This window comes from Rhodococcus sp. WB1 (assembly GCF_001700945.1).
Classification (GTDB): Bacteria; Actinomycetota; Actinomycetes; order Mycobacteriales; family Mycobacteriaceae; genus Rhodococcus; species Rhodococcus aetherivorans.
In genome coordinates this window covers 4,204,189-4,228,663 of sequence record NZ_CP015529.1, presented here as the reverse complement: position 1 = coordinate 4,228,663, position 24,475 = coordinate 4,204,189, and the positions used below count along the sequence as shown (strand labels likewise).

Annotated in this window: 23 protein-coding genes; 8 read left to right on the top strand and 15 right to left on the bottom strand. The window is 71.4% G+C overall.

Annotated features, from left to right (window positions below):
- Nucleotides 1-19: 19 nt before the first annotated feature.
- Nucleotides 20-871, bottom strand: a complete 852-nt coding sequence (locus A4U64_RS18795; RefSeq protein WP_050034679.1) for an LLM class F420-dependent oxidoreductase — start codon at nucleotides 869-871, stop codon at nucleotides 20-22.
- A 160-nt stretch (nucleotides 872-1,031) separates the two neighbouring features.
- Between A4U64_RS18795 and A4U64_RS18790 the strand changes: the two genes are divergently transcribed.
- Nucleotides 1,032-1,679, top strand: coding sequence for a TetR family transcriptional regulator (locus A4U64_RS18790; protein ID WP_006936229.1), 648 nt, complete (start codon nucleotides 1,032-1,034; stop codon nucleotides 1,677-1,679).
- A gap of 48 nt (nucleotides 1,680-1,727) precedes the next feature.
- Here the strand turns inward: A4U64_RS18790 and A4U64_RS18785 are convergent, their stop codons facing one another.
- From A4U64_RS18785 to A4U64_RS18765, 6 genes are all read right to left on the bottom strand, one after another.
- Nucleotides 1,728-2,552, bottom strand: coding sequence for a hypothetical protein (locus A4U64_RS18785; RefSeq protein WP_006946975.1), 825 nt, complete (start codon nucleotides 2,550-2,552; stop codon nucleotides 1,728-1,730).
- Nucleotides 2,553-2,764: 212 nt separating this feature from the next.
- A complete protein-coding gene (locus A4U64_RS27830; RefSeq protein ID WP_072634473.1) occupies nucleotides 2,765-2,902 on the bottom strand; it encodes a methionine/alanine import family NSS transporter small subunit in 138 nt (45 codons plus the stop codon).
- Entirely contained in the window at nucleotides 2,899-4,440 is a 1,542-nt protein-coding gene (locus A4U64_RS18780) for a sodium-dependent transporter (RefSeq protein ID WP_006946971.1), read from the bottom strand. The genes A4U64_RS27830 and A4U64_RS18780 overlap by 4 nt, the downstream gene beginning before the upstream one ends.
- 99 nt (nucleotides 4,441-4,539) lie before the next feature.
- The gene (locus A4U64_RS18775) at nucleotides 4,540-5,685 is read right to left on the bottom strand and encodes a lysylphosphatidylglycerol synthase transmembrane domain-containing protein (RefSeq protein WP_180987106.1); all 1,146 of its coding nucleotides are present in this window, start codon (nucleotides 5,683-5,685) and stop codon (nucleotides 4,540-4,542) included.
- The gene (locus A4U64_RS18770) at nucleotides 5,682-7,115 is read right to left on the bottom strand and encodes an HAD-IB family hydrolase (protein WP_050034680.1); all 1,434 of its coding nucleotides are present in this window, start codon (nucleotides 7,113-7,115) and stop codon (nucleotides 5,682-5,684) included. Before A4U64_RS18770 ends, A4U64_RS18775 begins: the two co-directional genes overlap by 4 nt.
- Nucleotides 7,112-9,454, bottom strand: coding sequence for a glycerol-3-phosphate 1-O-acyltransferase (locus A4U64_RS18765; protein ID WP_065922957.1), 2,343 nt, complete (start codon nucleotides 9,452-9,454; stop codon nucleotides 7,112-7,114). The genes A4U64_RS18770 and A4U64_RS18765 overlap by 4 nt, the downstream gene beginning before the upstream one ends.
- A gap of 170 nt (nucleotides 9,455-9,624) precedes the next feature.
- Between A4U64_RS18765 and A4U64_RS18760 the strand changes: the two genes are divergently transcribed.
- Both A4U64_RS18760 and A4U64_RS18755 read left to right on the top strand, forming a co-directional pair.
- Nucleotides 9,625-11,106 (top strand): bifunctional aminoglycoside phosphotransferase/ATP-binding protein, encoded by a 1,482-nt coding sequence (locus tag A4U64_RS18760; RefSeq protein ID WP_065922956.1) that lies wholly within the window; start codon nucleotides 9,625-9,627, stop codon nucleotides 11,104-11,106.
- A gap of 52 nt (nucleotides 11,107-11,158) precedes the next feature.
- Nucleotides 11,159-11,884, top strand: a complete 726-nt coding sequence (locus tag A4U64_RS18755) for a VIT1/CCC1 transporter family protein (RefSeq protein ID WP_006946958.1) — start codon at nucleotides 11,159-11,161, stop codon at nucleotides 11,882-11,884.
- Between the two features lie 38 nt (nucleotides 11,885-11,922).
- Here A4U64_RS18755 and A4U64_RS18750 read toward each other — a convergent pair whose 3' ends face one another.
- From A4U64_RS18750 to A4U64_RS18740, 3 genes are all read right to left on the bottom strand, one after another.
- Entirely contained in the window at nucleotides 11,923-12,816 is an 894-nt protein-coding gene (locus tag A4U64_RS18750; protein ID WP_044476559.1) for a universal stress protein, read from the bottom strand.
- A gap of 52 nt (nucleotides 12,817-12,868) precedes the next feature.
- Entirely contained in the window at nucleotides 12,869-13,861 is a 993-nt protein-coding gene (locus tag A4U64_RS18745) for a zinc-binding alcohol dehydrogenase family protein (RefSeq protein WP_065922955.1), read from the bottom strand.
- Between the two features lie 102 nt (nucleotides 13,862-13,963).
- On the bottom strand, nucleotides 13,964-15,490 hold the full coding sequence (locus A4U64_RS18740; RefSeq protein WP_043799845.1) for a CYTH and CHAD domain-containing protein: 1,527 nt from the start codon (nucleotides 15,488-15,490) through the stop codon (nucleotides 13,964-13,966).
- A gap of 221 nt (nucleotides 15,491-15,711) precedes the next feature.
- On the opposite strand from A4U64_RS18740, the gene A4U64_RS18735 reads away from it, so the two are divergent.
- Together A4U64_RS18735 and A4U64_RS18730 are read left to right on the top strand one after the other, a co-directional pair.
- Nucleotides 15,712-16,233, top strand: a complete 522-nt coding sequence (locus A4U64_RS18735) for a flavodoxin domain-containing protein (RefSeq protein WP_232334104.1) — start codon at nucleotides 15,712-15,714, stop codon at nucleotides 16,231-16,233.
- Nucleotides 16,223-17,230, top strand: coding sequence for an Acg family FMN-binding oxidoreductase (locus tag A4U64_RS18730; RefSeq protein WP_044476558.1), 1,008 nt, complete (start codon nucleotides 16,223-16,225; stop codon nucleotides 17,228-17,230). Before A4U64_RS18735 ends, A4U64_RS18730 begins: the two co-directional genes overlap by 11 nt.
- Nucleotides 17,231-17,254: 24 nt before the next feature.
- Here A4U64_RS18730 and A4U64_RS18725 read toward each other — a convergent pair whose 3' ends face one another.
- Together A4U64_RS18725 and A4U64_RS18720 are read right to left on the bottom strand one after the other, a co-directional pair.
- Nucleotides 17,255-17,761, bottom strand: coding sequence for an SRPBCC domain-containing protein (locus tag A4U64_RS18725; RefSeq protein WP_006946948.1), 507 nt, complete (start codon nucleotides 17,759-17,761; stop codon nucleotides 17,255-17,257).
- Between the two features lie 29 nt (nucleotides 17,762-17,790).
- Complete coding sequence (locus A4U64_RS18720) at nucleotides 17,791-18,711, bottom strand: pseudouridine synthase (protein ID WP_006946943.1); 921 nt, start codon at nucleotides 18,709-18,711, stop codon at nucleotides 17,791-17,793.
- 100 nt (nucleotides 18,712-18,811) lie between these two features.
- Between A4U64_RS18720 and A4U64_RS18715 the strand changes: the two genes are divergently transcribed.
- Nucleotides 18,812-19,672, top strand: a complete 861-nt coding sequence (locus tag A4U64_RS18715; RefSeq protein WP_029541723.1) for a universal stress protein — start codon at nucleotides 18,812-18,814, stop codon at nucleotides 19,670-19,672.
- On the opposite strand, the gene A4U64_RS18710 is transcribed toward A4U64_RS18715, so the two are convergent.
- Nucleotides 19,669-20,847, bottom strand: coding sequence for a site-2 protease family protein (locus A4U64_RS18710; RefSeq protein WP_065923530.1), 1,179 nt, complete (start codon nucleotides 20,845-20,847; stop codon nucleotides 19,669-19,671). The genes A4U64_RS18715 and A4U64_RS18710 overlap by 4 nt on opposite strands.
- A 2-nt stretch (nucleotides 20,848-20,849) precedes the next feature.
- Entirely contained in the window at nucleotides 20,850-21,749 is a 900-nt protein-coding gene (locus tag A4U64_RS18705) for a universal stress protein (RefSeq protein WP_006946938.1), read from the bottom strand.
- Nucleotides 21,750-21,878: 129 nt separating this feature from the next.
- Here A4U64_RS18705 and A4U64_RS18700 point away from each other — a divergent pair, with 129 nt between their 5' ends.
- Together A4U64_RS18700 and A4U64_RS18695 are read left to right on the top strand one after the other, a co-directional pair.
- On the top strand, nucleotides 21,879-22,880 hold the full coding sequence (locus tag A4U64_RS18700; protein ID WP_174824773.1) for an alpha/beta hydrolase: 1,002 nt from the start codon (nucleotides 21,879-21,881) through the stop codon (nucleotides 22,878-22,880).
- The gene (locus A4U64_RS18695) at nucleotides 22,873-23,751 is read left to right on the top strand and encodes an oxidoreductase (RefSeq protein WP_065922954.1); all 879 of its coding nucleotides are present in this window, start codon (nucleotides 22,873-22,875) and stop codon (nucleotides 23,749-23,751) included. Before A4U64_RS18700 ends, A4U64_RS18695 begins: the two co-directional genes overlap by 8 nt.
- Here the strand turns inward: A4U64_RS18695 and A4U64_RS18690 are convergent.
- Nucleotides 23,726-24,472, bottom strand: a complete 747-nt coding sequence (locus tag A4U64_RS18690; protein ID WP_050034687.1) for an aspartate/glutamate racemase family protein — start codon at nucleotides 24,470-24,472, stop codon at nucleotides 23,726-23,728. The genes A4U64_RS18695 and A4U64_RS18690 overlap by 26 nt on opposite strands.
- Between the last annotated feature and the right edge of the window lie 3 nt (nucleotides 24,473-24,475).

Below are 24,475 nucleotides of genomic sequence, written 5' to 3'. Positions count from 1 at the left end.
TCCTTCTCGGTCGTGACCGTCAGCGGGTCGGTTCCAGCGTGGCGGCGAGCTTGTCCAGGTAGGCGAGGATCTCGTCCTCCGAGCGGTCGGGCAGGCCGAACATCACTTCGGTCACGCCGAGGTCGCGCCACTGCTGGAGCTTGGCGGGGTCGGGCCGGCCGGCGAGGACGACGATCTCCGGGGCGCCGGCGCGGCCGGCCTCGGCCCAGGTGGCGCGCAGCCGCTCGACGTTGTCGTCGATGTCGCGTTCGATCGGGGTGGTGATCCAGCCGTCGGCGGAGCGGGCGATCCACGCGAAGGTGCGCTCGCTGCCGCCCGCGCCGATCAGCACCGGTGGGCGGGGCTGCTGGATCGGCTTGGGCCAGGCCCAGCTCGGGCCGAACGAGACGAACTGCCCGTCGTAGGAGGCTTCCTCCTCGTTCCACAGCGCCTGCATCGCCTCGAGGTATTCGCGCAGGGCGGTACGCCGCTTGCCGGGAGGTACGCCGTGGTCGGCGAGTTCCTCGGCGTTCCAGCCGAAGCCCGCGCCGAGGACGACGCGCCCGCCGGAGAGGTGGTCGAGGGTCGCGACGGTCTTGGCCAGCGTGATGGGGTCGTGCTCGAGGGGCAGGGCGACCGAGGTGCCCAGCCTGATGGTCGAGGTGACGGCCGCGGCGAGTCCGAGGGCGACCCACGGGTCGAGGGTGCGGCGGTACCGGTCGTCGGGCAGCGTCGCGTTGCCGGTGCTGGGGTGTGCGGATTCGCGGCGCACGGGGATGTGGGTGTGTTCGGGGACGTAGAACGCGTCGAAGCCGCGTTCCTCGGCCGCTCGGGCGGCCGTCTCGGGCCGGATACCGCGATCGCTGGTGAACAGGGTGATGCCGTGACGCACGGAAGCTGCCTCCCTACTTGTCGGGTCCCCGCAACTGTAACGCGTTCTAGTGATTGGTGGAACCCGTTCCAGACACCTGTCCATTTTTTCGGTCAGGTCCCGGCGCCGGCCCGGGGAAGGCGCACTACGCTGGCGGGCAGGCGTACGAAAGGTGAGGACGATGGCGGAGCCGAGTGCAGCATCCCGAACGAAGGCGCGGTCCGCTTCGCTTCTCGGCGCGGACCTGAAGCCGGCCCAGCGCGCCCGCTACCTGAGGATCATCGAGGCCGCGAAGGAACTGGCCTCCGAGGGCGGATACGACGCGGTCCAGATGCGTGCCGTCGCCGAACGGTCGGGCGTGGCGCTGGGCACCGTGTACCGCTACTTTCCGTCCAAGAACCACCTGCTGGTGGTGGCGATGGTGCTGCTGTTCGAAGATCTGAGCAACAGGTTCGGCGACACCGACATCCCCGGCGACTCGGCTCACGAACGGATCATGTCGGTGCTGCACGGCTACATCGGCCGGCTCGAGAGCGACCACAACCTCTACGACGCGCTCGTGCGTGCGGCGATGTTCGCGGACGCCTCGTCGTCGGCCGAGCTCGACCGGCTCGGAGCGATCATCACCGGGATGTACGCCCGGGCGGCCGGGGTCGAGGTGGTCAGCGAGCAGCTCCTCAACGCGGTGCACGTGATCGCGGACGTGTGGATGTCGAACCTGGTGAGCTGGGCCGCCGGTCGGGCCACGGCGGATCAGGTGATGGCGCACATGGACAGCGTGGTGCGGCTCGTGTTCGACCGGCTGGAGAAGCTGCAGGCGATCGGCTGACGCGGCCGCTGCGTCCGGGGCGCGCATGCGCGCCCCGGACGCGACGGATCAGGCGGGAACCTCCACGATGCCCACGGTCGGGAGGAAGAAGCACGACGTCTCGCCGTTCTGCACCGTGCCGAACACGGCGGCCAGGACAGTTCCCGAGCCGGTCGCGACCGGTGCCGCGCGGACTCCGCCGAGCGGGACCGCGCCTGCGAAGAAGTTCTGCACCGCGGCGGCGACGAGGGGCTTGGCGAACTCGGGCAGGCCGCCGGGCACGGCGAGGGCTGCGGCCTCGGCGATGGTGCCCATGGGCACGAACCCGCCCTGGAAGGTGTTGACGTTGAACCAGGCGACCTGCATGCCGGTGGTGTTCCCGCTGTCCTTCTCGACGCCCATGGGCACGAAGGCGAACAGGGTTTCGCCGGGATCGACGGCATTGACGGGACCGACCATCGGGATGTTCAGGTTGGGCCACGGGCCGGGAGCCGCGCCGGCGACGGCGGGGGCGATACCGAGCGGCAGGCTGCCGCCCTCGGTGCAGAAGGGCGCGCCGGTGGGGTAGAGGAACGGTTCGATGCCGAGGCCGCGCAGGAACTCCACGGCGTCCTCGTAGGCGGAGAGCGGCGAGTTCTCGGCGACGTCGGTGGCACCGCCGCGGGCGGAGCCGATGGCCTCGGCGGCGGCGAGCGCGAGTGCATCGGCGCCCGGCTGGGCCCGGAGCGTCTCGAGGGCGCCGAGGAGCGGGTCGGGCGCCGGCGCCGCGGCGACTGCGGGGTCCGCGGGGGGTTCGGCGGCCGCGACGGTCGGCAGCGCCAGAGCAGCGGCCACGGTGAGGGAGGCTGCGGCGGTGAGCCGGCGCAGCCTGCGCCGGGTGGTCCTGGTGGTCATGCTTCGCTCCTGTACGTGGTCGGAACCGGAACACCCTTCGCCCCGGAGTCGTGCGACGGCTCCGGGGCGGAGACCCATGGGTCTGGTGTTACTCGTGTGACTCATGGTGTTGGTGGGATCTAGCAGACCACAGGAAGAACAGACCGGCCAGTCCGGCGCGGCGTGGCGTTATTCAAACGAAACGAGTTGTGGCCGGTTCGAGACCGGACATTTCAGTCGTGGTGGGGTTCAACCGGCGTCTGCCCCGACGTCTCGTCCGGATTCCGGCGCAGATGCAGCAGGCTGACGGTGAGACCGCCCCACACCAGCCCCAGCGCGACGAGCATCATCCCGATCGCAGATCCACTCACAGTCTCTCTCCCGCTTCCGTCGATTCGGTATGCGCCAGCTCGGCGTCGGTCAGGCCCCACGGTGCGAAGGACAATGCCACCGCGATCACGATCACCAGCGCCTGCACGCCCCACCCGAACGTCATGACGAGTGCATCCGGCAGGTCGTTGTAGCCCTCCCGGCTCCGATCCACGATCTCGCTGATCAGCATGTAGCCGAGCACGATGGGTGTGAGGACGCCGGCGAAGACCCGCCAGAGCAGGCCTACCCGGAACGACGACACCGAGTTGAGATGGTCCTGCAGTTCGGGCAGCCGGCGCAGCCCCCATGCGAGCACCACGAGCGTCGCGAAGGCGACCCCGACGATGCCGAACTGGTTGGCGAAGCGGTCGACCACGTCGAGGGTGTTCAGGCCGGTGGTGGTCGGGAACAGCAGCAGCGAGGTGACGCTTGCGACGCCACCGACGATCAGGACCGCCGGCACGCGGGTGAGGCCGGTCTTGTCCTCGACGGCCGACACGCACACCTGGATGATGCTGATCAGCGACGTGAAACCGGCGAAGACGAGCGAGCCGAAGAACAGCAGGCCGAACAGGGAACCGCCGGGCATCTCCGAGACGATCGTCGGGAACGCGATGAACGCCAGCCCGATACCGCCGCTGACCACCTCGTCGACGGCGACGCCCTGCGCCTGTGCCATGAAGCCGAGCGCCGAGAACACGCCGATTCCGGCGAGGATCTCGAAGCTCGAGTTCGAGAAGCCGACGACGAGACCGGAGCCCGTGAGGTTGGTCCGGTGCTTGAGGTACGACGAGTAGGTGACCATGATGCCGAACGCGACGGACAGCGAGAAGAAGATCTGCGCGTAGGCGGAGATCCACACCCCGGTGTCGGTCAGCGCCGACCAGTCCGGCCGGAAGAACGCGTCGAGACCGGTGGCGGCGCCGTCGAGGGTCAGCGCCCGCACCACCATGCCGGCGAACAGCACCAGCAGCAACGGCACGAAGAACCGGTTCGCCGCGCCGATGCCGCGCTGCACGCCCAGACCCAGGATGACGAGCACCACGAGCCAGATCCCGAGCAGCGGCCACGCCACGCCCGGGACGAAGTCGAGGCCGAACGTGGCGTCCGCGTTCATCTGCAGGAAGTCCTGCAGGAAGAAGGTCTCCGCGTCGTCGCCCCATGCCTGCGTGGCCGAGAAGAACGTGTAGCGCAGCGCCCACGCGATGATCACCGCGTAGTACACGCCGATGACGAAGCAGATGCCCACCTGCCACCAGCCGAGGCTCTCGGTGGCGCGCTTGAGGCGGTGGAACGCCAGCGGCGGCGACCCGCGGAACTTGTGACCGATCGCGTAGTCGACGAACAGCAACGGGATGCCCGCGGTCAGCAGGGCCACCAGATACGGCACGATGAACGCACCGCCGCCGTTCTCGTACGCGATGTACGGGAAACGCCAGATGTTGCCCAGCCCGACCGCCGAGCCGATGGCGGCGAGAATGAACACCGACCGGCCGGACCAGACCTCTCTCTTGCGCACCGCTGCGTCCTCTGTCACTGACGTACCTTTCCTCGGTTACAGACTGTCGACGCTAGCGCCCCCGCGGCTGCCTCGCGGCTGATCCGGGAGGGCGGACGCGGTGTGTCGGAGCGGAGCTCAGTCCCGCCACAGTTTGTCGAGTTCCGGACCCGGTTCCTCGTCCGGCGGGGCGCCGCGGTAGCGCAGGGCGAAGATCACCCAGCCGATCGACGCGATCATCAGGAAGCTCACGAGCCGGTATACGACGACGGCGGCCAGGGCCTGCGCGCCGGTCATCCCGCTGGCCGTCAGCGCGGGCACGAGCACGGCGTCCATCACCCCGAGCCCGGCCGGCAGGAGGGGGATTGCGCGGCTGGCGGCAGTACCGGCGGCGTACGCGACGGCGATACCGGCCAGGCTGGGCTTGCCGCCGATCGCGTACGCGGCGAAGGCGAGGCACGCACCGTCGCACAGCCAGTTGAACAACGACCAGCCGAACGCGCGCGCGGCGTGGGTGCGGTCGAGCTGGACCGCCTGGAGCTGCGCCACGATCCGCTTCCAGGCGCGGGCGCCGGCCCGCGCGGGCTTCTTGCGCAGGCGGTTCACGCCGCGCAGCGCGATGATGCCGATCGACTCGAACGCATCCGGCCGGCTTGCCGCGTACTGCACGAGCACCACGAACGCCGCGAATCCGCCGAGGGAGAAGATGAGCGAGAACGGGTTGGTGGTGGCACCGACGAGCAGCGCGCCGACCAGGCCGAGCAGCGCCAGGCCCGCGGCCTGCAGCAGACCGGCCATCACCAGCTGCCAGGTGGAGACGACGGGGCTGGCCCCCCACTTGCGCATCTGCCGGTAGGTGAAGGTGGTGGCCACCACGGGTCCGCCGGGCAGGGTCACGCTCATCGAGTTCGCCGCGTACGCCACCGACAGGGACTGGCGCTGCGTCACGGTGACCCCGGCCGCGGACAGCAGGGTGCGCTGTACCCGGGCAAAGCTCGACATCTCGGTCAGCGCGGCCAGGATCGCCGCGCCCACCCACCACCAGCGCAGGTCGCCGAGGCTGCCGACGCTGGTCTTCAGTTCCGGCCAGACGAGAACGACCTCCACGGTGAGGACGACGACGAGCACGAGGCCGAGCAGCCACTTGAGGCGCCGGCGCCGGGTCGGCGACATTCCGCCGTTGCCGTTGCCGTTGCCGTTGCCGTTGCCGTTGTCTCTTCCGTGGCTCGGGGTGTGGTCGTGTTCGCCCACGGACGCGCCCCCGTTCTCACCCGCATCGGTCATGTGGTCGTGGGCCAGTTCGCCAGCGTCTTCCGGTACAGGTCCTCGACCTCCGCGACCCGTGTGCCGAGCTCGTCGAGGGTCCAGTCGCTCACGTCGATGGGATCGAGGACCACCACGTCGACGGTTCCCGGCCGCAGCACCGTGGAGTGCTTCCACAGCACCTCCCCGGCGTTGCGGATCACCACCGGCACGATCGGCACGCCCGCCTGCATCGCGATGTGGAACGCGCCCTTCTTGAACCGGCCGATCTCCGGGGTCAGGGAGCGGGTGCCCTCCGGCGCGATGATCACCGAGGTGCCCTCGCGCAGCGTGTCGACCACAGGACCGAGTGCGGCCTTCGCCTGCTCGGTGTTGGCCCGGTCCACGAACGCCGCACCGACGAAGCGGAGCACCAGCCCGAACAGCGGGTCGCTGGCCATCTCCTTCTTCGTGACCCCCGTGAAGCTGTGCCGCAGCACCCGCGCCATGATCACCGGATCGAGCTGGCTCTGATGGTTGAAGATGAACACCGCGGGGCGATGTGACCAGGCGTTGGCCTCGTTCCGAATGTTCACGTCGATGCCGGCGAGCGCGAGGGGCACCTCGCCGGTGAGGGTGGCGATCGAGTCGAGCGCCACCTTCTTGTTGCGGTTGAGCAGGCCGAGGCCGACGCCCGTCCACACCGAGCCGAACAGCCCGCCGTACGCCGCGAGGGTGCGGATCACCTCCTTGGTGCCCGGCGTTCCGCGCGGCCTGAATCGCAGGATCGGCCAGCCTTGCTCGGCGGCGGTGCGCTCGAGGTTCCGGTCCGGATTGGTCGGCGTCGGATTGCCCATCGTGGCGAGGAAGTCGGCGTCCTCGCCCCCGTTGGAATACGTGTAGCTCTGCTCGCGATCGATGTTGTTCGCCTCCGCGAACGCCACCACGGCCTGCGCTTTACCGCTGCGCCACAACGACTTCCCGTCCACACGGCCCGTGAGCACCCCGTCGCGCACCTCGAGGGGGCTGAACAGGACGTGCTCGACGCCGAGCGCATCCGCCGTCGCCTGGATCTGGTAGCGCGACGCCGAGGACGCGATCACCACCGTGTGCCCCGCCGCCTGATGCGCCCGGATGAGCTGCCACGCCTCGGGATAGATGTGGCCGGCGATCGTGGAGGCGAACAGCCGGCGCCCGATCTCGTACAGCTCCTCCTCGGTGTGCCCGCCCCACGCCTTGAACGCCACCGCGACGAACCGCTCGAAGTCCGCCTCGGTGTCGTGGCCGCGCAGGCCGTTGAGCATGGTTGCGGCGAGTTCGGCGGCGCCGACCTTCCCGGCGAGCAACCGGTCGCGGAAGAAGTGCAGACCGGAGAAGCCGTGGACGATGGTGCCGTCGAAGTCGAAGAATGCCGCGATCTCCGGACCCTTCGGCCCGGTACGCACGCGCTCGAGCGCTTCCTCGAGGATCACCGCTCCGCCTTTCTGTTGGATACGTCGAGAGACTCGGCGAGCCGGACCCGCTCACCCACCGCCAGCAGCTGTGCCGCGAACTCCTCCCGCTTCTGCCGAATCTCCTCGCCCCCACGTTCCAGCAGCCCGCGGTTGGCGGCAAGCTGTAACGCCGTCGTGAACAGTTCCGACGAGACCGATTCGGGTCCGAACAGCCGGCCCTGCAGCAGCATCTGCCGGCCGACCGCGACGCACTCGTCCAGGAACGCCTTGCGGTCGACCTGCAGGGACGGGTCGCGCCGCGCGAGCCGCTCGGCGACGACGAGCTGCGCGTCGAAGAAGGACCGCAGAGCTCGGTGCACCATGAAGAACCCGGTTTCGAGGAGCGCGGCCAGCGCGAGTTCCACGTCCGGCAAGGCGTTGCGCCAGGACGGCATCAGCAGGGCGATCTCGTCGCGCATGTCGGCCTCGAACCGGTCCCGGTCGGGGAAGAAGAACTCGAACTTGAGCAGGTCGCGCGCCGCCTTGGCCTCCTCCCACGCCGCCCGCACCGGGTCGAGGCCCGGATTGGCGTGCGCGTGGAGGATGGCCAGCTCCATCAGGGCACGGTTGACGAACCAGTGCACGCCGCTGTTGCGATAGAACGCCGCGACCAGGTGCTGCCCGGGCTGGATCGCGTAGACCGGCTCGTCCCCGCCGGCGTAGGTGGTGACCACACCGGCATCGCTCAGCGAGGCGAGGACGTTCGCGAGGCCGCCCTCGATGTCGAGGACGCCGAGTTCGCCCTGGGGTATCCCGCGGGCGTCGATGTACCGGCGCACCGGCGCGATCACCGACCGCACCTCGTCCAGGGTCAGCGCCCGGTCCCGGACGCCGAGCAGAGCGAGGGTGACCAGGCAGTTCACCGTGACCGGGGTGTGGCAGTTGATGCCCACGGCCACCTCGAACGCGACCTTCTGCAGCGCCTTGCGGCTGCGCTCGCTCCCGGGCTCGGCCGGCTCCCCGGACAGCTCGGGATCCCCGCTCGTGGCGAGCTGCGAGCGCATCGACAGCGGTTCGCCGAACCGCACGTACACGTTGCCCGCACGGCGCCGCTGATTGCGCGCGTACCGGGCCAGCCAGGCCAGGCCCTCGGGCTTCTTCTGGGCGCCCGTCTGTTCGGCCGCGACGGCCGCGACCTCGGCGAGCCCCTCGTAGGTGATGGACACCGGCACGAGCATCGCGTCCTCGACCCGGCCGCTCCGGATGGCGTTGGCCACATAGTTGAGCAGGCCGTAGCGGGGCGCGCGGAGTTTGCCGGTGCGGGTGCGGCCACCCTCGAAATACCATTCGAGGTTGAACCGCTTGGTCAGCAGATACGCGAAGTACTCCTCGAGCGCCGCCTTGTAGACGGCGTCGTCGCCGAAGCTACGGCGGATGAAGACGGTGCCGGTGCGCCGGGCGATCGGGCCGATCGGCCAGAACGTCAGGTTGGCGCCACCCATGAGGTGATTCCGCGGAAAATCGTTCCGGGCCAGCACGTCGCCGAGCACGAACGCGTCCGCGTAGGACCGGTGCGACGGCAGGAACACCAGCGGATACCGCCGGTTGACGTCGCGCAGGCTCCGCAGCCCGGATTCGTCGGCGTGCACGGTCCACGCCGCGGAGTGCAGCGGGCGCATCATCTCGGTGAACAGGTCGGTCACCAGCCGGGACTGGACGGCGACGAGTTCCCCGAGGGCGGACGTCGCTCGTAACCGGACCTCCTCGGGCGCGATGTTGTGCTCGGTGCTGATCGCGTCGAGCCGCCGCCGGAACGACGCCGAATCCATGATCTGCTCCGCCACCAGCCTCGGCACCTTGTACCGGTCGCCGATGACGGCACGCTCGGCCCGGTCGAGGCCCACCACCGCGCGGTGCGTCACGAACCGGGCGAACGACTCGGGTGCCGGGTCGCCGTCCTCGGCCAGGTGCCGGGCCCGCAGCTCGCTCAGCCGCGCCGGCTCGGCGAGAACGATCCGATACCGGTCGGGGGACCGCCCGACCAGCCACTTCTGCAGGAGCCGGTTCGGGCTGCGCGGGTTGGTCAGCGCCACGACGTCGGAGAACCGGACCCGGCGCTCGCCGTCCCGGGCCTCCGGCAGCCACACCACCCCGACGGGGAGCACGAGGGGATCGTCGTCCCGGTTCACGAGATCGCGCGCGAGCCGGCGCGGGTCGAGTTCCATCTCCTCGACCGGTCCGTCGGCGCGGTACTCCTTCGGCACCCGGTTCGACCGCAGCCAGCTCGCGATCAGCTTGCGCTCGATCGGTGTCGTCGTCTCGGCGACGACCACCGTCGGTTGTCTCCCGGATTCCGAGCCTCGCCCGTTCGTGCTCATGTCACCCCATTCCCGGATAGCCCGAGTGAAACGTACCGCGTCTCCGGCACCGGCTCCGGTGCAACCACACGAGAGACCTTCGGCACTTCTGCCGGCGCGCGATCCGGTCCACCCTGAGGCAAGGTGGGCAGCGTACCGACGTTCGACAAGCCTCATCGGGGAGGAACTCCGTGACCGGCACCGACCGATCCGAACCCGCATACGCGGCGATCCGCGAGACCCACACCTCGGTGGTGTTCTTCGTCGGGGGCCGCGTGCACAAGCTCAAGAAGCCACTCGATCTCGGGTTCCTCGACAACCGGACCCGGCAGGCGCGGGAGCGGGCCTGCCACCGTGAGGTCGAACTCAACCGGCGTCTCGCCCCGGACGTCTACCTCGGCGTCGCCGACGTGCGCGGGCCCGACGGGCAGGTGTGCGAGCACCTCGTCGAGATGCGCCGGCTGCCCGACGACCGGCGGCTCGCCGCGCTGGTGCAGCGGGGCGAGCCCGTCGCCGGGGTCGTCACCGCCGTCGCGCGGCAGGTCGCGGCCCTGCACGCCGCGTCGCCGCGCGATCCGGCCATCGACCGGTGTGCCACGGCGCAGTTCCTCGACGGATTGTGGCGCGAGAGCCTCGACCACCTCGACCGCCTGCCCGTCGGGGCCGAGGCCGGCGACGCGCTCACCGCGATCCGGGACATGGCCGGCCGCTATCTCGCGGGCCGCGAACGGGTGCTCGACGAGCGGATCGCCGCCGGGCGGGCCGTCGACGGCCACGGTGATCTGCTCGCCGACGACATCTTCTGCCTCGACGACGGCCCCCGGATCATCGACTGCCTCGAGTTCGACGACCGGCTGCGCTACGGCGACGCCGCACTCGACATCGCCTTCCTCGCGATGGATCTCGAACGGCTCGGCGGCGAGGCGGCGGCGCGGCAGCTGCTGCCCGCCTATGCCGAGTTCTCCGCCGACGCGTTCCCGCCGTCGCTGATGCACCATTACATCGCGTACCGGGCCGTGGTCCGGGCCAAGGTCGCCGCGCTGCGGCACGAACAGGGTGACGAGCACTCGCGCGCCGGCGCGCTCGCGTTCCTGGACCAGACGCGGCGCAACCTCGACCGGGGCCGCGTCCGCCTCGTCGTCGTCGGAGGTCTGTCCGCCACCGGCAAGACCACCGTGGCCCATCTCGCCGGGCAGCACCTGGGTGCGACCGTGCTGCGCAGCGACGTGGTCCGCAAGGAACTGGCCGGTCTCGCCCCGACCGCCGATGCGACCGCCGCCGTCGGTGCCGGGCTCTACAGTGCCGCCCACACCGACGAGACCTACGGGGAGGTGCTGCGCCGCGCCGTCGTCGCGCTCACCCACGGCGAGTCGGTCGTGCTGGACGCGACGTGGCTCACCGAGGCTCGTCGCGCGGCGGCGCGTGCGGTTGCGGCCGCCGCGACCGCCGACCTCGTCGAGATCGAGTGCCGGGCGGACCCGGCGGTGCTGGTCCGCCGCATCGTGGCCCGGCGCGAGCGGGGCGACGACGCGTCCGACGCCACGCCCGCCGTCCTGGACGAGCAGCTGCACGTGCGCGACGAGTGGCCCACGGCTCGCGTCGTGGACACGAGCGACGGCGCCCTCCCCGATGCCGCGTGGCTGGAGCGGGAACTCGGTCCGGGACCGTGGTGAGGACAGGCTCGCATTGCTACCGCGGCGCGCGGAATCGCCCTAGCCTGGCGGCATGTCGACCGATCCTTCCCTCAATCACGCCGACGTCGAGCCGCACTCCGGAGGCATCTCGGCGAAACTGAACTGGTTGCGCGCCGGCGTGATGGGCGCGAACGACGGAATCGTCTCCACGGCCGGCCTCGTCGTCGGTGTGGCCGCCGCCACCACCGACGAATCGACGATCCTCACAGCGGGTTTCGCCGGGCTCGCGGCCGGCGCGGTGTCGATGGCCCTGGGGGAGTACGTGTCGGTCAGCACGCAGCGTGACACCGAGCGGGCGCTGCTGCACAAGGAACGTCGCGAGCTCGAGGAGATGCCGGACGCCGAACTCGAGGAGCTGACCGCGCTGCTCGAGGGCAAGGGAATGTCGAGGGCGACGGCGCGCTCCGCGGCGAAGGAGATGACCAAGCGCGACGCGCTGGCCGCGCACGCCGAGGTCGAACTCGGCATCGATCCCGAGGCGCTGGCCAATCCGTGGGCCGCGGCGTTGTCGTCGGCGGTCTCGTTCACAGTCGGCGCCCTCGTGCCGCTGCTCGTGATCGTGCTGCCCCCGGCGAGCTTGCGGATCCCCGTCACGTTCGTGTCGGTGCTCGTGGCGCTGGCCCTGACGGGTTCGGTCAGCGCGTGGCTCGGCGGCGCGCGCCGCGGCCGGGCGACGTCCCGCGTGGTGATCGGCGGTGCGCTCGCGATGATCGTGACGTACGCGGTGGGTATGGCGTTCGGGACCGTGACGGCCTGAGCCGGTGCCGCCCGGCGACGGGCGGCACCGGCCGGTGGTCATTTCTTGCGGCTGATCATGATCGGGCAGGGCGCGTTGTGCAGCAGGTTCTGGCTCACCGACCCGAGCAGTGCCCCGGTGAACTGGCTGCGGCCGTGGCTGCCCACCACGACGAGCTGTGCGTCCTCGAGCTGGCGCAGGATCACCTTCGCGATGGGGCCCCGGTCCACGACGCGGCGGACCTCCACGTCGGGGAACTTCTCGTGCCAGCCGGCGAGAGTCTCGGACAGGACCGCGGATTCGGACTCACCCACCGCCTCCCAGTCCACCAGCGTCGCGACCGTGCCGACGCCGAGGGCGGCGTCCCCGATCCAGGAGTGCACCGCGACCAGCGGCACACCGAACAGCGAGGCGTACTCGAAGGCGTGCCCGACCGCGGCCGTCGACAGCTCGCTGCCGTCGACGCCGACGACGATGGGCCGGGTGTCCGGCAGCGGTCGTGCTGTGTCGCCGCGCCACACCACCACCGGGCACGGGGCGTGGTTGGCCACGCGCAGCACGGTCGAGCCGAGCAGGAAGTTCTCCACGGCGTTGGCGCCGGTGGCGCCCATCACCACGAGGCGGGCGTCCTCGGCGGCCTCGAGCAGCGAGTTGGCGGCGGGGCCCGGACCGATGAAGCTCTGCACCTCGAGATCCGGATGGTCGGAGCGGACCACGTCGGTGACGTTCGACAGGATCGCTTCGCCGTCCTCCCGGAGCTGGTCGACCATCTGCGCCTGGATGAGCACCGCGGCCTCGCTGTAGAAGATGCCCTCGCTGGGCAGCGAGTGCACCAGGTGCAGGGGCGCGCCGAGACGAGCGGCGAGGGCGGCCGCCCACCGGGCCGCACTCGTGGCGACGGCGGAACCGTCCACGCCCGCTACGACGGCATTCCGGTTGGCAAGTGTGCTCATTCGAACTCCTTCTCGGTGCATTCTCCGCGCTCGGGGGCGCATGTCGAGTGTTTCACGGAACCAGGACCGCCGCGCCGCCGAAACGCCCCGCGGACAGGTCCTCGAGCGCGCGGTCGGCACGGTCGAGCCCGTACGCGGTGGTGGTGACGCGCAGGCGGTGTTCGTTCGCGAAGCCGAGGAACTCGTGTGCGTCGGAGCGGGTGTTGGCCGTGACGCTGCGCACCTGGCGTTCGCGGAACAGGTGCTGCTGGTAGTTCAGCGGGGGCACGTCGCTGAGGTGGATGCCGGCGACGGCGAGCGTGCCGCCGGCGTCCAGTGCGGCGAGAGCGGTGGGCACCAGTTCCCCGGCGGGGGCGAACAGGATCGCCGAGTTCAGCGGCTCGGGCGGCTCGTCGTATGCGCCCTGCGCGGAGGCCGCGCCGAGTTCGAGGGCGAGCCGCCGGGCGGTCTTGCCGCGGGTCATGACGTGCACGCGGGCGCCCCGGGCGAGGGCGACCTGCGCGGCGAGGTGGGCGCTGCCGCCGAAGCCGTACAGGCCGAGCACGCCGCCGTCCGGAACCTCGGCGCGCAGCAGCGCCCGATAGCCGATGATGCCGGCGCACAGCAGGGGGGCGAGTTCCGCGTCGGCGTACCCGGACGGCAGCGTCAGTGCGAAAGCGGAAGGGACGGTGGCATATTCGGCGTAACCGCCGTCCGCGTCCCAGCCCGTGTAGGTGGAGTTCGGGCACAGGTTCTCGTCCCCGCGCAGGCAGTACCGGCACCGGCCGCACGTGCTGCGCAGCCACGGGATGCCCACCCGGTCGCCTACCCGGTGCTCGCCGAGGTCGCCACCGACCACCTCGCCGACGACCTCGTGGCCGGGGATGACGTGCGGCCGGTGCACCGGCAGGTCGCCCTCGCTCACGTGCAGGTCGGTACGGCACACCCCGCACGCGAGGACACGCACCAGCAGTTCCCCGGGCGCCGGTTCGGGAATCGGTTCCCGGACCGGCCGCAGCGGATGCTCCGCCGCGGGGCGTGGGATGTCGACACGCCATGCTCGCATCTCTCCAGGGGTGCTCATGCGCGCCTCCTTCCGTCGTCCGGGCTCAGCATGCCCTTTCTCGGCGGTGGTCGGCCAGGGGACAAGGACCCGGTCGGCAGTGGTTCACTTCCACAGCGGTTTCGCCGCCCGCCGCGCCCGCTTCCACGCGCGTTCGAGCTGCGCGACCTGCGCTTCACCGATCTCGAGTTCGCGCTGGTAGGCGATCCCGAGGCCGAAGCTCGACTCGGCGGTGTGGTCCTGCTCGGAGACCATGTCGAGCAGGTGCTCGCGGGCGACCACCGAGTCCTGGAATTCGCCGAGCAGATCCTGGAAGTCGTCGAAGTGATCGAGGGCGCGCTGGGCGCGCTTGCGATGCAGCGGCCGCAGCACCTCGATGGCGTAGCGCATCCGCTTGGCGCCCTTGCGGGCCCGATGGACGAGTTCGTCCCGCTCGGCGTGCGTGGCTGCCTCCCCGGCGTTGCGGACCCGGCGCGAGACCTTCTTCGCGAGGCGGGCGAGGGCGCGGTCGAGGTCCTTCGGGCGAACCTGTCGTCGCTGCTCGCCGGGACCGGATCCGACTGCCCCCCTCGCCAGCCCGTCGATCAGTGCGTCGAGCGAACCCAGCAGGGCCGCGTAGCGGTCCGAGTCGAGGGTGCCGACGGCCTCGAGCCGGGCCGCGTCCGACCGGGCGGAGAAGTACTCGTCGATGCGGGCGCGGATGGCCTCGCGCTGCGCTTCCACGGGCACCTCCGCGACGCGGTCCACGATGCGCTCCCACTGCACCTCGAGGTCGCGCGAGGGGCTGAGTTTCCTTCCCGTCCAACGTAGTTCGTCGACCAGGCTGTCGTCGATCGCGAAGGTTCCCGCATACGTCTGCAGGGCACTGCGGATCCGGCGCAGGGCCTTGCGCATGCTGTGGACGGCGTCCGGGGCGTCCCGGCGCACGCCGATCTCGGCGAGCTCGAGGGTGCGCAACTCGCCGCGCAGGTAGTCGCGCAGGTGCCCGGCCGGGCCGGGCACCGGCTCCTCGGTGGGCAGCAGATCGGCGAGCGCCCGATGCAGCTTGGAGGGATTCGGGGCGCGCTCGATTCCGGCGGCGGTCAGCCGATCCTCGACGGCATCGAGCAGATCGGTTCCGGCCGAGGCGAGCTCGACCTCGATCTCGCGCCACCGCTGCGGCTCGCTGCCCTCCCCTCGGGTCGCGACGACGTCGTCGACGACGATCTCGGCGAGGGCCCGCCCCTCGTCGTCGATCAGGCGGTGGCGCCACCGCTGCGTGTTCAGCACCGCCGCGAGCGCGACGGGACGCGCACGGCGCACCCCGTGCAGGAGGGCGAGCAGTTCGGCCGGTGGCCGGGCGGTGTCGTCGCCGAGGGGGAAGCGCACCTCGGTCCGGGTGTCCGTGCCGGCCGGGAGCTTCACGTGCCAGCCGGCGTCGTGACCCCCCTCGCGGCGGCGCAGGGTGATCCCGGCGCGCAGCAGTCGCAGATCGTCGGTGTCGTAGTACCGCGCCGACAGCTGCTGGAGGTCGGGTTCGGGGTGTGCGGCGACGCCGGGCAGGCCCGACAGGTCCGGCAGCTGCTGCGCGTGCCCGACCGCGTACTTGCGTTCCGATTCCTGAACCGCGTCGATCCTGGGCGGCGTGGTCATGCGATCCGACTCCTGTTCCGGCGGTTGCCCTGCGTGTCCTCGTCGCGCTCGTCGGCGGCGTTCGTCAGACCACTCTGCCACCCCGGCACCGACCTGTGCCCGTCGCACGTGATCGCCGCATCGGCCCGGCTGCGGCCGGCCCGGGAGCGGGGCCCTTCGACTCTGTCCGACCGCGTGCCCGTCGGGCGATCATCGAATAACCTGGGCCGGGGAGGACACAGATGAGGATTCTGGTGACGGCGGCGAGCAGGCACGGCTCCACCACGGAGATCGCGGCCGCCCTGCGCGACAAGGGAGCGCACGTCGACGTCGTCGCGCCCGAGCAGGTCGACGCCGTGGACGGCTACGACGCGGTGGTCCTCGGCAGCGCCGTCTACCTCGGGCACTGGTTGCATCCCGCCAAGACCTTCGTCGATCGGCACGCCGGCGCGCTGCGGGAGCGCGCCGTGTTCCTGTTCTCCTCGGGCCCGATCGGCGACCAGGACCGCCCCGTGAACAGGCCGTACGACGCCTCCCTGGCGACGGAGCGCACGGGCGCGCGCGAGCACCGGATGTTCGCGGGGAAACTGGATCCGGAGGTGCTCGGCGCCGGCGAACGCGTGGTTGCCCGCATGACCGGAGGACGCACCGGAGACTTCCGGGACTGGGACGCGATCGGGACCTGGGCCGCGCAGATCGTCGAGTCCGTGGAGCGGCATGCGGTCGAGTCGAGCGGCTGGGGGAGAGACAACGATGGTTACTGAGATCCGGCCGGACACCGCGGCGATCCGGGATGCGGTCGAGTCGGCGTGCCGGGCGCCGTCCCTGCACAACAGCCAGCCGTGGCGTTGGGAGTGGACGGGCGAACGGCTCGAACTGTATGCCGTCGCCGAGCGCATGCTCGGCCACACCGATCCGAGCGGCCGGCAGCTGGTTCTCGGCTGCGGAGCGGCGCTGCACCACGCCCGCGTCGCGCTGTCCGCCGCGTCGTGGATCCCCACCGTGACCCGGCTTCCGGATCCGTCGCGACCGGACCTGCTGGCCGTTCTCGACTTCGACCGGCCCCACACGGTCGACGCCCGTGACGCCGCCCTCGCCCTCGCGATCGGCGCCCGGCACACCGACCGGCGGCCGTTCGCGGCGCCCACGACCCTGCGCGAGAGCCTGGTGGATCTGGAGAACGCCGCCCGCCGGGAGGGGGCGTCGCTGTCGATCCTCGACGCCGAGGCCCGCTCGGACCTCGCGCGGGCGTCGGAACTGAGCGCGGCGATCCGCGAGGGCGACGAGGCCTACCGGCAGGAGCTGGCCTGGTGGACCGGTCGCGCGGAGCCCGGCGACACGGGCGTGCCGGCGTCCGCGCTGCTCGACGACGAGGCCGCCGGGGACATCGATGTGGGACGGCGGTTCCCCACGGGCGCAGGAACTCTGGACACTGCGCAGCCGAAGGCGGACGCGTCGGCGCTGGCGGTGCTCAGCACCCGGGCCGACGAGCGGATCGACTGGCTGCGGGCGGGGGAGGCGATGTCCGCGGTACTGCTCGAGGCCACCGCGGCGCATCTGGCGACGTGCCCGCTCACCCACGTGACGGAGATCGAGGCCAGCCGCGGCATCGTGCGCACGGCGACGGCGCGGACCGGGGAGGTCGCGGGATTTCCCCAGGTGGTGATCCGGTTGGGGGCCCGCAGCGCGCGGGGACTGCCCACCACGTCGCGACGTCCGGTCGACGAGGTCTTCGTCGACCGGAGCGGACGGGACGGATAGCCGCCGGCAACCGGCCGAGTGGGATCAGTCGGACGGGTTGCGGTACTTGTCGGCGAGTTCCCGGGCGCGTTCCCACGGCGACCAGTTCACGTCCCGGCCCTCCAGCTGGGCCTCGAGCACCTCGAACCCGGCGTGCCAGTCGGCGCCGTGCGCGTAGGCCGAGTCCTCGTCCTCGACGGTGTGCGTGAGCGTCAGCCAGCAGCCCCCGGACCCGTCCGGCACCAGTTCCCAGTGCAGGACCTCGGCGTCCCACATGTACTCGAGGATGCGCCCGGGATGCACGGAGATGACGGTCCCCGTGGCGGTGTGGTCGGCGGGCAGCCCGAGGCGCTCGGCCTGCTGCTCGGTGGCATGGAAGACGAGCTGGGCACCGGGGGTGAGGTCCAGTTCTACGCGGGCCGGGAACCAGGCGCGTAGGTACTCGGGGTCGGTGATGACCCGCCATACGCGGTCCGGGGGATGGGCGAAGGCGTGCTGGAAGCGCAGGGCGACGCGGCCGTCGTAGGTGCGCGAGACGGTGCCGTTATCCATGGGGTCCTCCAAGACGTGAGCCCGTGCGATCAACGGGGTCCTGGTGTGCTGTGCCTCCATGCTGCCAGGTTTCGGGCGCTGGCGAAGCGGGTCCGTCGACCTGTATACGGATCGTCGAACTCCACCGCGCGGGCCAGCAACTGCAGTGGTCGTGAATAGTCTTGGGGCGCAACGTCATATACATCGGGATACAGGTTGTCCCCGAGGATCGGCAGGCCGAGCGAATTCATGTGCACGCGCAACTGGTGCGTCTTGCCGGTGCGGGGCAGCAACCGGTAACGGCCCAGCCCGGCGTCCGTTTCGAGCAGTTCGACGCGGCTGAGGGCGTTGATCTCACCCCGCACCTCCCGCGCCTGCAACACGCCGCGCTCCTTGACGATGCGGCTGCGCACCTCGCGCGGAAACCGCATCCCGGGCACGTGCCGGGCCACGGCCTCGTACTCCTTGTCGACCCGGCGGGCATCGAAGAGCGACTGGTAGGCCCGGCGCGCACCGGCGTGGACGGTGAAGACCAGCACGCCCGCCGTGAGCCGATCGAGCCGATGGGCCGGGCTCAGCTCCGGCAGGTCGAGTTCCCGGCGCAGCCGCACCAGCGCCGTCTCGGCCACCCACGACCCACGCGGTGTCGTCGCCAGGAAGTGCGGCTTGTCCACCACCAGCAGATGCTCGTCGCGATGCAGGACAGCGATCTCGAACGGCACCCGCTCCTCGACCGGCGGATCGCGGTACAAGTACACGAATCGGCCTGCCGCGTACGGGGTGTTCCCGGTGATCGCCGCGCCGGCACCGTCGACGACCTCACCGGCCGCGACCTTCTCCTGCACGCGCGCCGCGTCGGCGGGGAAGCGCGCCAGCAGAAACTCCGCCACCGTCGCCCAGGAGCCGCCGTCGGGCAGGCGCAGGCGGGTCGGATTCAGGCCGTCGCGGACGGGCAGCGGGGCACGGCGCACACCCGCACGGTAACTGTTTCCGCCAACCGACCGCGCGGCGACCGCAGGATGGCGACACTGGTGGCGGAAGAACCGGACGGAACGGGACAAGGAGCGGGCGATGAATGATGCGCCGATCGTGGTCGGGGTCGACGGATCGGCGCCGGCGCGCGCCGCGCTGCGGTGGGCGGCCGGCGAGGCCGTCTCCACGGGGGCGCCGCTGCTGCTCGTCTCCAGCGCGAACGCCGGCGGGATCGGCGCCTCGTCGCCGTTCGTCGACGAACTGCGATTCACCGCGCGACGGAACCTGGCGTCCGCCGCGGAGACCGTGGAACGCGAGCACCCCGAGCTGTCCGTACGCACCGAACAGTCGAGCCTGGTGGCCGCACAGGCGCTGCTCGGGTATTCCGGTCGGGCACGGATGCTCGTCCTCGGCCGGCGCGGTCTCGGCGAGTTCACCGGCGGACTGGTCGGATCGGTGACCTCCGCGGTGGTCGCGCACGCGCACTGTCCCGTCGCGGTGATCCCCGGGCCCGACGAGAGCGGACGGGGCGCGGACGGCCCCGTCGTGGTCGGTGTCGACGGCTCGCCGGCGAGCCTGCACGCCCTCGACGTCGCGTTCGAGGCCGCAGACCGCTACAAGGCGCCGCTGGTGGCGGTGCACGCATGGTCCGACCGAGACCTCGTCGACGTCGTCGCCGGCACGCCCGGAGCCACCTGGGAGGACGTCGACCAGCAGGAGAGCGTCGTGCTCGCCGAGTCCCTCGCCGGCCGCACGCAGGACTATCCGAACGTCGACGTGGAACGGGTCGTCGTGCGGGACCGCCCGGTGCGCCACCTGCTCGAGCGGGCGGAGAACGCCCGGCTGCTCGTCGTCGGCAGCCGCGGCCGCGGCGGCTTCGAGGGCATGCTGCTCGGCTCGACGAGCCGGGCGCTGCTGCACACGACGCCGTGCCCGCTGCTCGTGGTCCGGCGCGACTAGGGATACCCGGGTCGGGTCTGCTCGTCCGGCGGCGGTGTGCGGCGGATGGGCAGGCCCAGCGCGCTGCGATCGCAGGCCCGCACCAGGTCCGTCGCCGTGACGATGCCGACCAGTCGTTCGCCCGACACGACGGCCACGAGGTCGAGCCCCGGCCGCAGCAGCACCCGGCTCGCGACCTCGGCGAGCGACGCGTCGGCGGGCACCCGCGCCGCCGCGGGCAGCGGCCGGGCCCGGTCCGCGACGGCGACGACCGTGCGCTCGCCCTCCGGGACGGGCGTCAGGTCGGACAGCGACACCACCCCGGTGGGCCGGTGGCCGTCGTCGACGACGGGGAAGACCCGGTGGTGCGAGCCGCGGGCCGCGACGGCGAGGAGCTGCGCCACGCTCCAGCGCGCGGGGGCGGCCACCGGCGACGGCGTCATGACGTCGCCGACCCGGGTGTCGCCGAGCTGATGCCGTAGCGACGCGTTCGCGAGCTCGGCGTTGGCCGCGGTCCGCAGGAACCAGCCGAGGAGCATCAGCCACAGGCCGCCCGCGCTGCCGAGGGCGAGCGTCTCGGCGGCGCCGAGCAGGATCAGCGCCAGCCCCACCGCGCGGCCGGAGCGCGCGGCGCCGCTCGCGGCCGCGAGGCGGTCGCCGGTGCGGCGCCACAGCACCGCCCGCACGACCCGTCCGCCGTCCAGCGGCGCACCCGGCAACAGGTTGAACACGGCCAGCACCAGGTTGGTCGCGCCGAGCCAGCCGATCGTCGCGGTCACCAGCTCCGGGACGGGCGGGCCGAGGAACGAGGCCGCCGCCAGCGCGACGACGCCGATACCGACGCTCGTGAGCGGTCCGGCCAGCGCGATACGCAGATCGGCTTTCGGGTTCGGGGGTTCGTCGCGCAGCTCGGAGACGCCGCCGAGCAGCCACAGCGTGATCCCGTCCACCCCGACTCCGTAGCGGCCCGCCACCACCGAGTGCGCAAGTTCGTGGGCGAGCAGCGACACCAGCAGGCCCACCGCCGCGGCGACGCCCGCGATCCAGAACTGTGCGGGGCTCGGACCGCTGATCCGGGCGGGCAGGATCGCCCCGGCAAGCAGCCACGACAGCAGCCCGAGCGTCGCGAGCAGCGACCAGTGGGCCCGGATCTCTATCCCCGCGACCCGGCCGAGCCGGATCGATCCGCGCAGCATCGTCACACCCCCGGACGGCAGATCATGGTCGGGCACGGCGCGTGGTGCAGCAGCGCCTGACTCGTCGAGCCCAGGAGCAGGCCGCCGAGCAGTCCCCGGCCGTGGCTGCCGACGACGCTCAACTGAGCGTGCGTCGCCAGCCGCAGCAGCAGGTGCCGGGCGCCGATCTGCTCGACGATCTCGGTGACCGGCACGTCCGGGTACCGCTCGCGCTGCCCGGCGATGCACTCGGACAGCAACGCCGTCTCCTCGGCCTCGACGACTGCCCAGTCGATCAGTTCGAGCGCCGAGGTGCGGCCCGCCACCTCCCCGGCACCCCACGCGTGCGCGGCGAGGACGCCGACCCCGAGCGCCGCGGCCATGTCGAACGCGGCGGTGACCACCGGGCCCGCGTCCTCGCTGCCGTCGATGCCGACCAGCACCGGCCGGCGGTCCGTGCCCGGTTCGGGGACCGGATCGCCCCGCCAGACCACGACCGGGCAGGTGGACCGGTTGGCGACCCGCAGCGCGGTGGAGCCGGTGAGCAGCGAACCGAGCGCACCCGTGCCGGTGGCTCCGAGCACGAGCATCCGGCTGCGGTCGCCGTGTTCGAGCAGCGCCAGGTCGGGTGGGCCGTCATGGACGGTTGTGACCACCTCGAGATCCGGGTGCCGCCGGTGCAGCGCCGCCGCGGTGTCGTCGAGCAGTTCACGGCCGATTTCGGCGAGGCGCTGGGTGTATTCGGTCCGCGCGCGCAGCGCGGCGTCACTGAAATAATTCCGGGGGCCCGGCAGCGAATGGACGAGCTGCAGGTTTGTGCCGAGCCGCGCGGCGACGGCTGCGGACCAGGTCGCAGCCTGTTTCGCGGCGTCGGAGCCGTCGATTCCGACGGTGACCGGCCGCCTGCCGAGGTCGCTGCTCATTGCGCCTGCCTTTCGGTTCGGCTTTGCTCGATAACAATTATGTGCAAGCCTCGTACAGGCCGACGTGGACCTCTACCGTGTTGTTGCGTAACTGTCGGGGCCACAGTTGTTGTTGCTACAGATGTGCTGATGGAGCCTGGTGTGACTCATACTTCCAGAACCAAGGCCGGACGCCGGGGGGTTCGGGCGCTCGTCCGATTCCTGATCGCGGCGCTCGTGCTGCCGCTCGCGGTGGCCTTCGCCGGCGCGGGCACCGCCTCGGCGGACCCCTACTCCCGCCTGCGGGAGCACTGGGTGCCGGCGCCGGGCGGGGTCGGCCAGATCAAGGTCCGCATCTGGCTGGCGAACAACGGCAGCAACAAGGCCATGTACCTGCTCGACGGCCTGCGCGCCACCAACGACGTGAGCGGCTGGGAGCACGAGACGAACGCCGCGTGGCTGTCGGATCACGGCGTCAACGTGGTGATGCCGGTCGGCGGCCAGTCCAGCTTCTACACGGACTGGTACGCGCCGAGCAACCTCAACGGCCAGCGCTACACCTACAAGTGGGAGTCCTTCCTCACCCAGAACCTGCCGGACTTCCTGGCCGGTACGTACGGCATCGACCGTTCCAGCAACGCGATCGTGGGCCTGTCGATGGGAGGCAACGCGGCGCTGATCCTCGCGGCCTACCACCGCGACCAGTTCCGCTTCGCCGGTTCCATGTCCGGTTACCTGAACCTGTCCGCGCCCGGTATGCGGGAGGCGATCCGCCTCGCGATGATCGACTCCGGCGGCTACAACGCCGACTCGATGTGGGGCCCGCCGTGGAACTCGGCGTGGCTGCGCAACGACCCGTTCGTCGCCGCGCCCAGCATGCGGGGGCTGCCGATGTGGATCTCCGCGGGCAGCGGCCTGCCCGGCCAGCACGACCGGCCGAACTCCGCGATCGGGGTGTTCAACACGGGTAACGCGATGGGACTCGAGGCACTCGCCCTGGCGCAGAACCGCGCGTTCCAGGTGCGGTTGGCGACCCTGGGCATCAACTCCGCCCACTTCGACTTCCCGGCCGCCGGCACCCACACGTGGGGTTACTGGCAGGACCAGCTGTGGGCGATGCTGCCCATGATGAAGTCCTCCATCGGTGCCTGAACGGTTCTCCGCGCCGGCACCCGGCACCCTGCGGGGCCGCACCTTCGTGGTGACCGGCGCGAACAGCGGCCTCGGTGCGGCCACCGCCCGGGCGCTCGGTGCCGCCGGTGCCGACGTGGTGCTCGCGTGCCGGAACGTGGCCAGGGGCGAGGCGGTCGCGCGGGATATCGGCCCGCACGCGCAGGTGCGCCGGCTCGATCTCGCCGACCTGGCGTCGGTGCGGGAGTTCGCGTCGGGCATCGAGACCGTCGACGTGCTCGTCAACAACGCCGGCGTGATGGGTGTGCCGCTGAGCCGCACGGTGGACGGCTTCGAGATGCAGATGGGCACCAACCACCTCGGGCACTTCGCGCTGACCGGGCTGCTGCTCGATCGGCTCACCGACCGCGTGGTCACCGTCTCGAGCATGAGTCACCGGTTCGGGCGCATCCATCTCGACGACCTGAACTGGGAGCGCCGCCGGCACTACAGCCGCTCGCTGGCCTACGCGGAATCGAAGCTGGCGAACCTGATGTTCAGCCTCGAGCTCGGGCGCCGGCTGGCGGCCGCCGGATCGCCGCTGCGGGCGGTGGCCGCGCATCCGGGCTACGCGGCCACCGACGTCGGCACGCACACCGGAACGTGGTTCGACCAGTTGTTCCGCCTCGGGAAGAGAGTGCTCGAGCGCACCCCGGCCCAGGGTGCCGAATCCGTGGTGGTGGCCGCCGCCGATCCCGAGGTGACCGGCGGCTACATCGGGCCGGACCGCTTCTTCGAGCTGTACGGCCCGCCGACCGTGGCCGCCTACAGCCGCCGCGCCGGAGATCCGGACACCGCCCGGCAACTGTGGGAGCTGTCGGAGAAGCTCACGGGCGTGCGGTTCGAGCTCTAGCGAACGGCGCCAGCAGGCCCGCGTACGGCTTCGCCGGCGGGACGGCGAACTCGCCCCGTTTGCCGGTGCGCAGACCCAGCGTGACCAGGGACTGGACGAACAACGTCGCCGCGGCCACCCCGTCCACGACCGGGGCGCCGAGCTCCTCGGAGATGTGTGCGCACAGGTCGGCCATGCCGGCACACCCGAGCACGACGGCGTCGGAGCCGTCCGAGTCGAGCGCCTCGAAACAGGCCTCCGTGACGATCTTGCGGGCGTCGGGATCGGTCTCGAGGTCCAGCACCGGCAGCTCGCACGCGTGCACGCCGAGGCAGGACCGGCGCAGGCCGTACCGTTCGGCCAGATCCCACGTCCGGCCGGTGGTCCGGCCCAGCGTCGTGACGACGGAGAAGCCACGACCCAGGAGCGCGGCCGCGTGCATGGCGGCCTCCGCGATGCCGACGACGGGCCCGGCGGCGATCTCCCGCGCTGCGTCGAGCCCCGGGTCGCCGAAACAGGCGATGACGTATCCGTCGACGCCGGCCTCCTCGCCCGCGGCGATCTCGGCGAGCACACCCGGTACGGCGAGCGCCTCGTCGTAGTGGCTCTCGATCGAGGCGGGACCCATCGTGGGGCTGACCGCCTCGACATCGGTGCCCGGGCCGGCGACGGCCCGGGCACACGCCTCGATGGTGGCGGTCATCGACCGGGTGGTGTTCGGGTTGACGACCTTGATGCGCATTCC

Bases quoted from the DNA above. Each gene is read 5' to 3' on its own strand.
- A4U64_RS18690 (WP_050034687.1), bottom strand. From the start codon at position 24,472: ATGCGCATCAAGGTCGTCAACCCGAACACCACCCGGTCGATGACCGCC.
- A4U64_RS18740 (WP_043799845.1), bottom strand. From the start codon at position 15,490: ATGACCACGCCGCCCAGGATCGACGCGGTTCAGGAATCGGAACGCAAG.
- A4U64_RS18700 (WP_174824773.1), top strand. From the start codon at position 21,879: ATGGAGCCTGGTGTGACTCATACTTCCAGAACCAAGGCCGGACGCCGG.
- A4U64_RS18725 (WP_006946948.1), bottom strand. From the start codon at position 17,761: ATGGATAACGGCACCGTCTCGCGCACCTACGACGGCCGCGTCGCCCTG.
- A4U64_RS18730 (WP_044476558.1), top strand. From the start codon at position 16,223: ATGGTTACTGAGATCCGGCCGGACACCGCGGCGATCCGGGATGCGGTC.
- A4U64_RS18750 (WP_044476559.1), bottom strand. From the start codon at position 12,816: ATGAGCACACTTGCCAACCGGAATGCCGTCGTAGCGGGCGTGGACGGT.
- A4U64_RS18755 (WP_006946958.1), top strand. From the start codon at position 11,159: ATGTCGACCGATCCTTCCCTCAATCACGCCGACGTCGAGCCGCACTCC.
- A4U64_RS18775 (WP_180987106.1), bottom strand. From the start codon at position 5,685: ATGACCGATGCGGGTGAGAACGGGGGCGCGTCCGTGGGCGAACACGAC.
- A4U64_RS18745 (WP_065922955.1), bottom strand. From the start codon at position 13,861: ATGCGAGCATGGCGTGTCGACATCCCACGCCCCGCGGCGGAGCATCCG.
- A4U64_RS18715 (WP_029541723.1), top strand. From the start codon at position 18,812: ATGAATGATGCGCCGATCGTGGTCGGGGTCGACGGATCGGCGCCGGCG.
- A4U64_RS18735 (WP_232334104.1), top strand. From the start codon at position 15,712: ATGAGGATTCTGGTGACGGCGGCGAGCAGGCACGGCTCCACCACGGAG.
- A4U64_RS18710 (WP_065923530.1), bottom strand. From the start codon at position 20,847: ATGCTGCGCGGATCGATCCGGCTCGGCCGGGTCGCGGGGATAGAGATC.
- A4U64_RS18790 (WP_006936229.1), top strand. From the start codon at position 1,032: ATGGCGGAGCCGAGTGCAGCATCCCGAACGAAGGCGCGGTCCGCTTCG.
- A4U64_RS18765 (WP_065922957.1), bottom strand. From the start codon at position 9,454: ATGAGCACGAACGGGCGAGGCTCGGAATCCGGGAGACAACCGACGGTG.
- A4U64_RS18705 (WP_006946938.1), bottom strand. From the start codon at position 21,749: ATGAGCAGCGACCTCGGCAGGCGGCCGGTCACCGTCGGAATCGACGGC.
- A4U64_RS18785 (WP_006946975.1), bottom strand. From the start codon at position 2,552: ATGACCACCAGGACCACCCGGCGCAGGCTGCGCCGGCTCACCGCCGCA.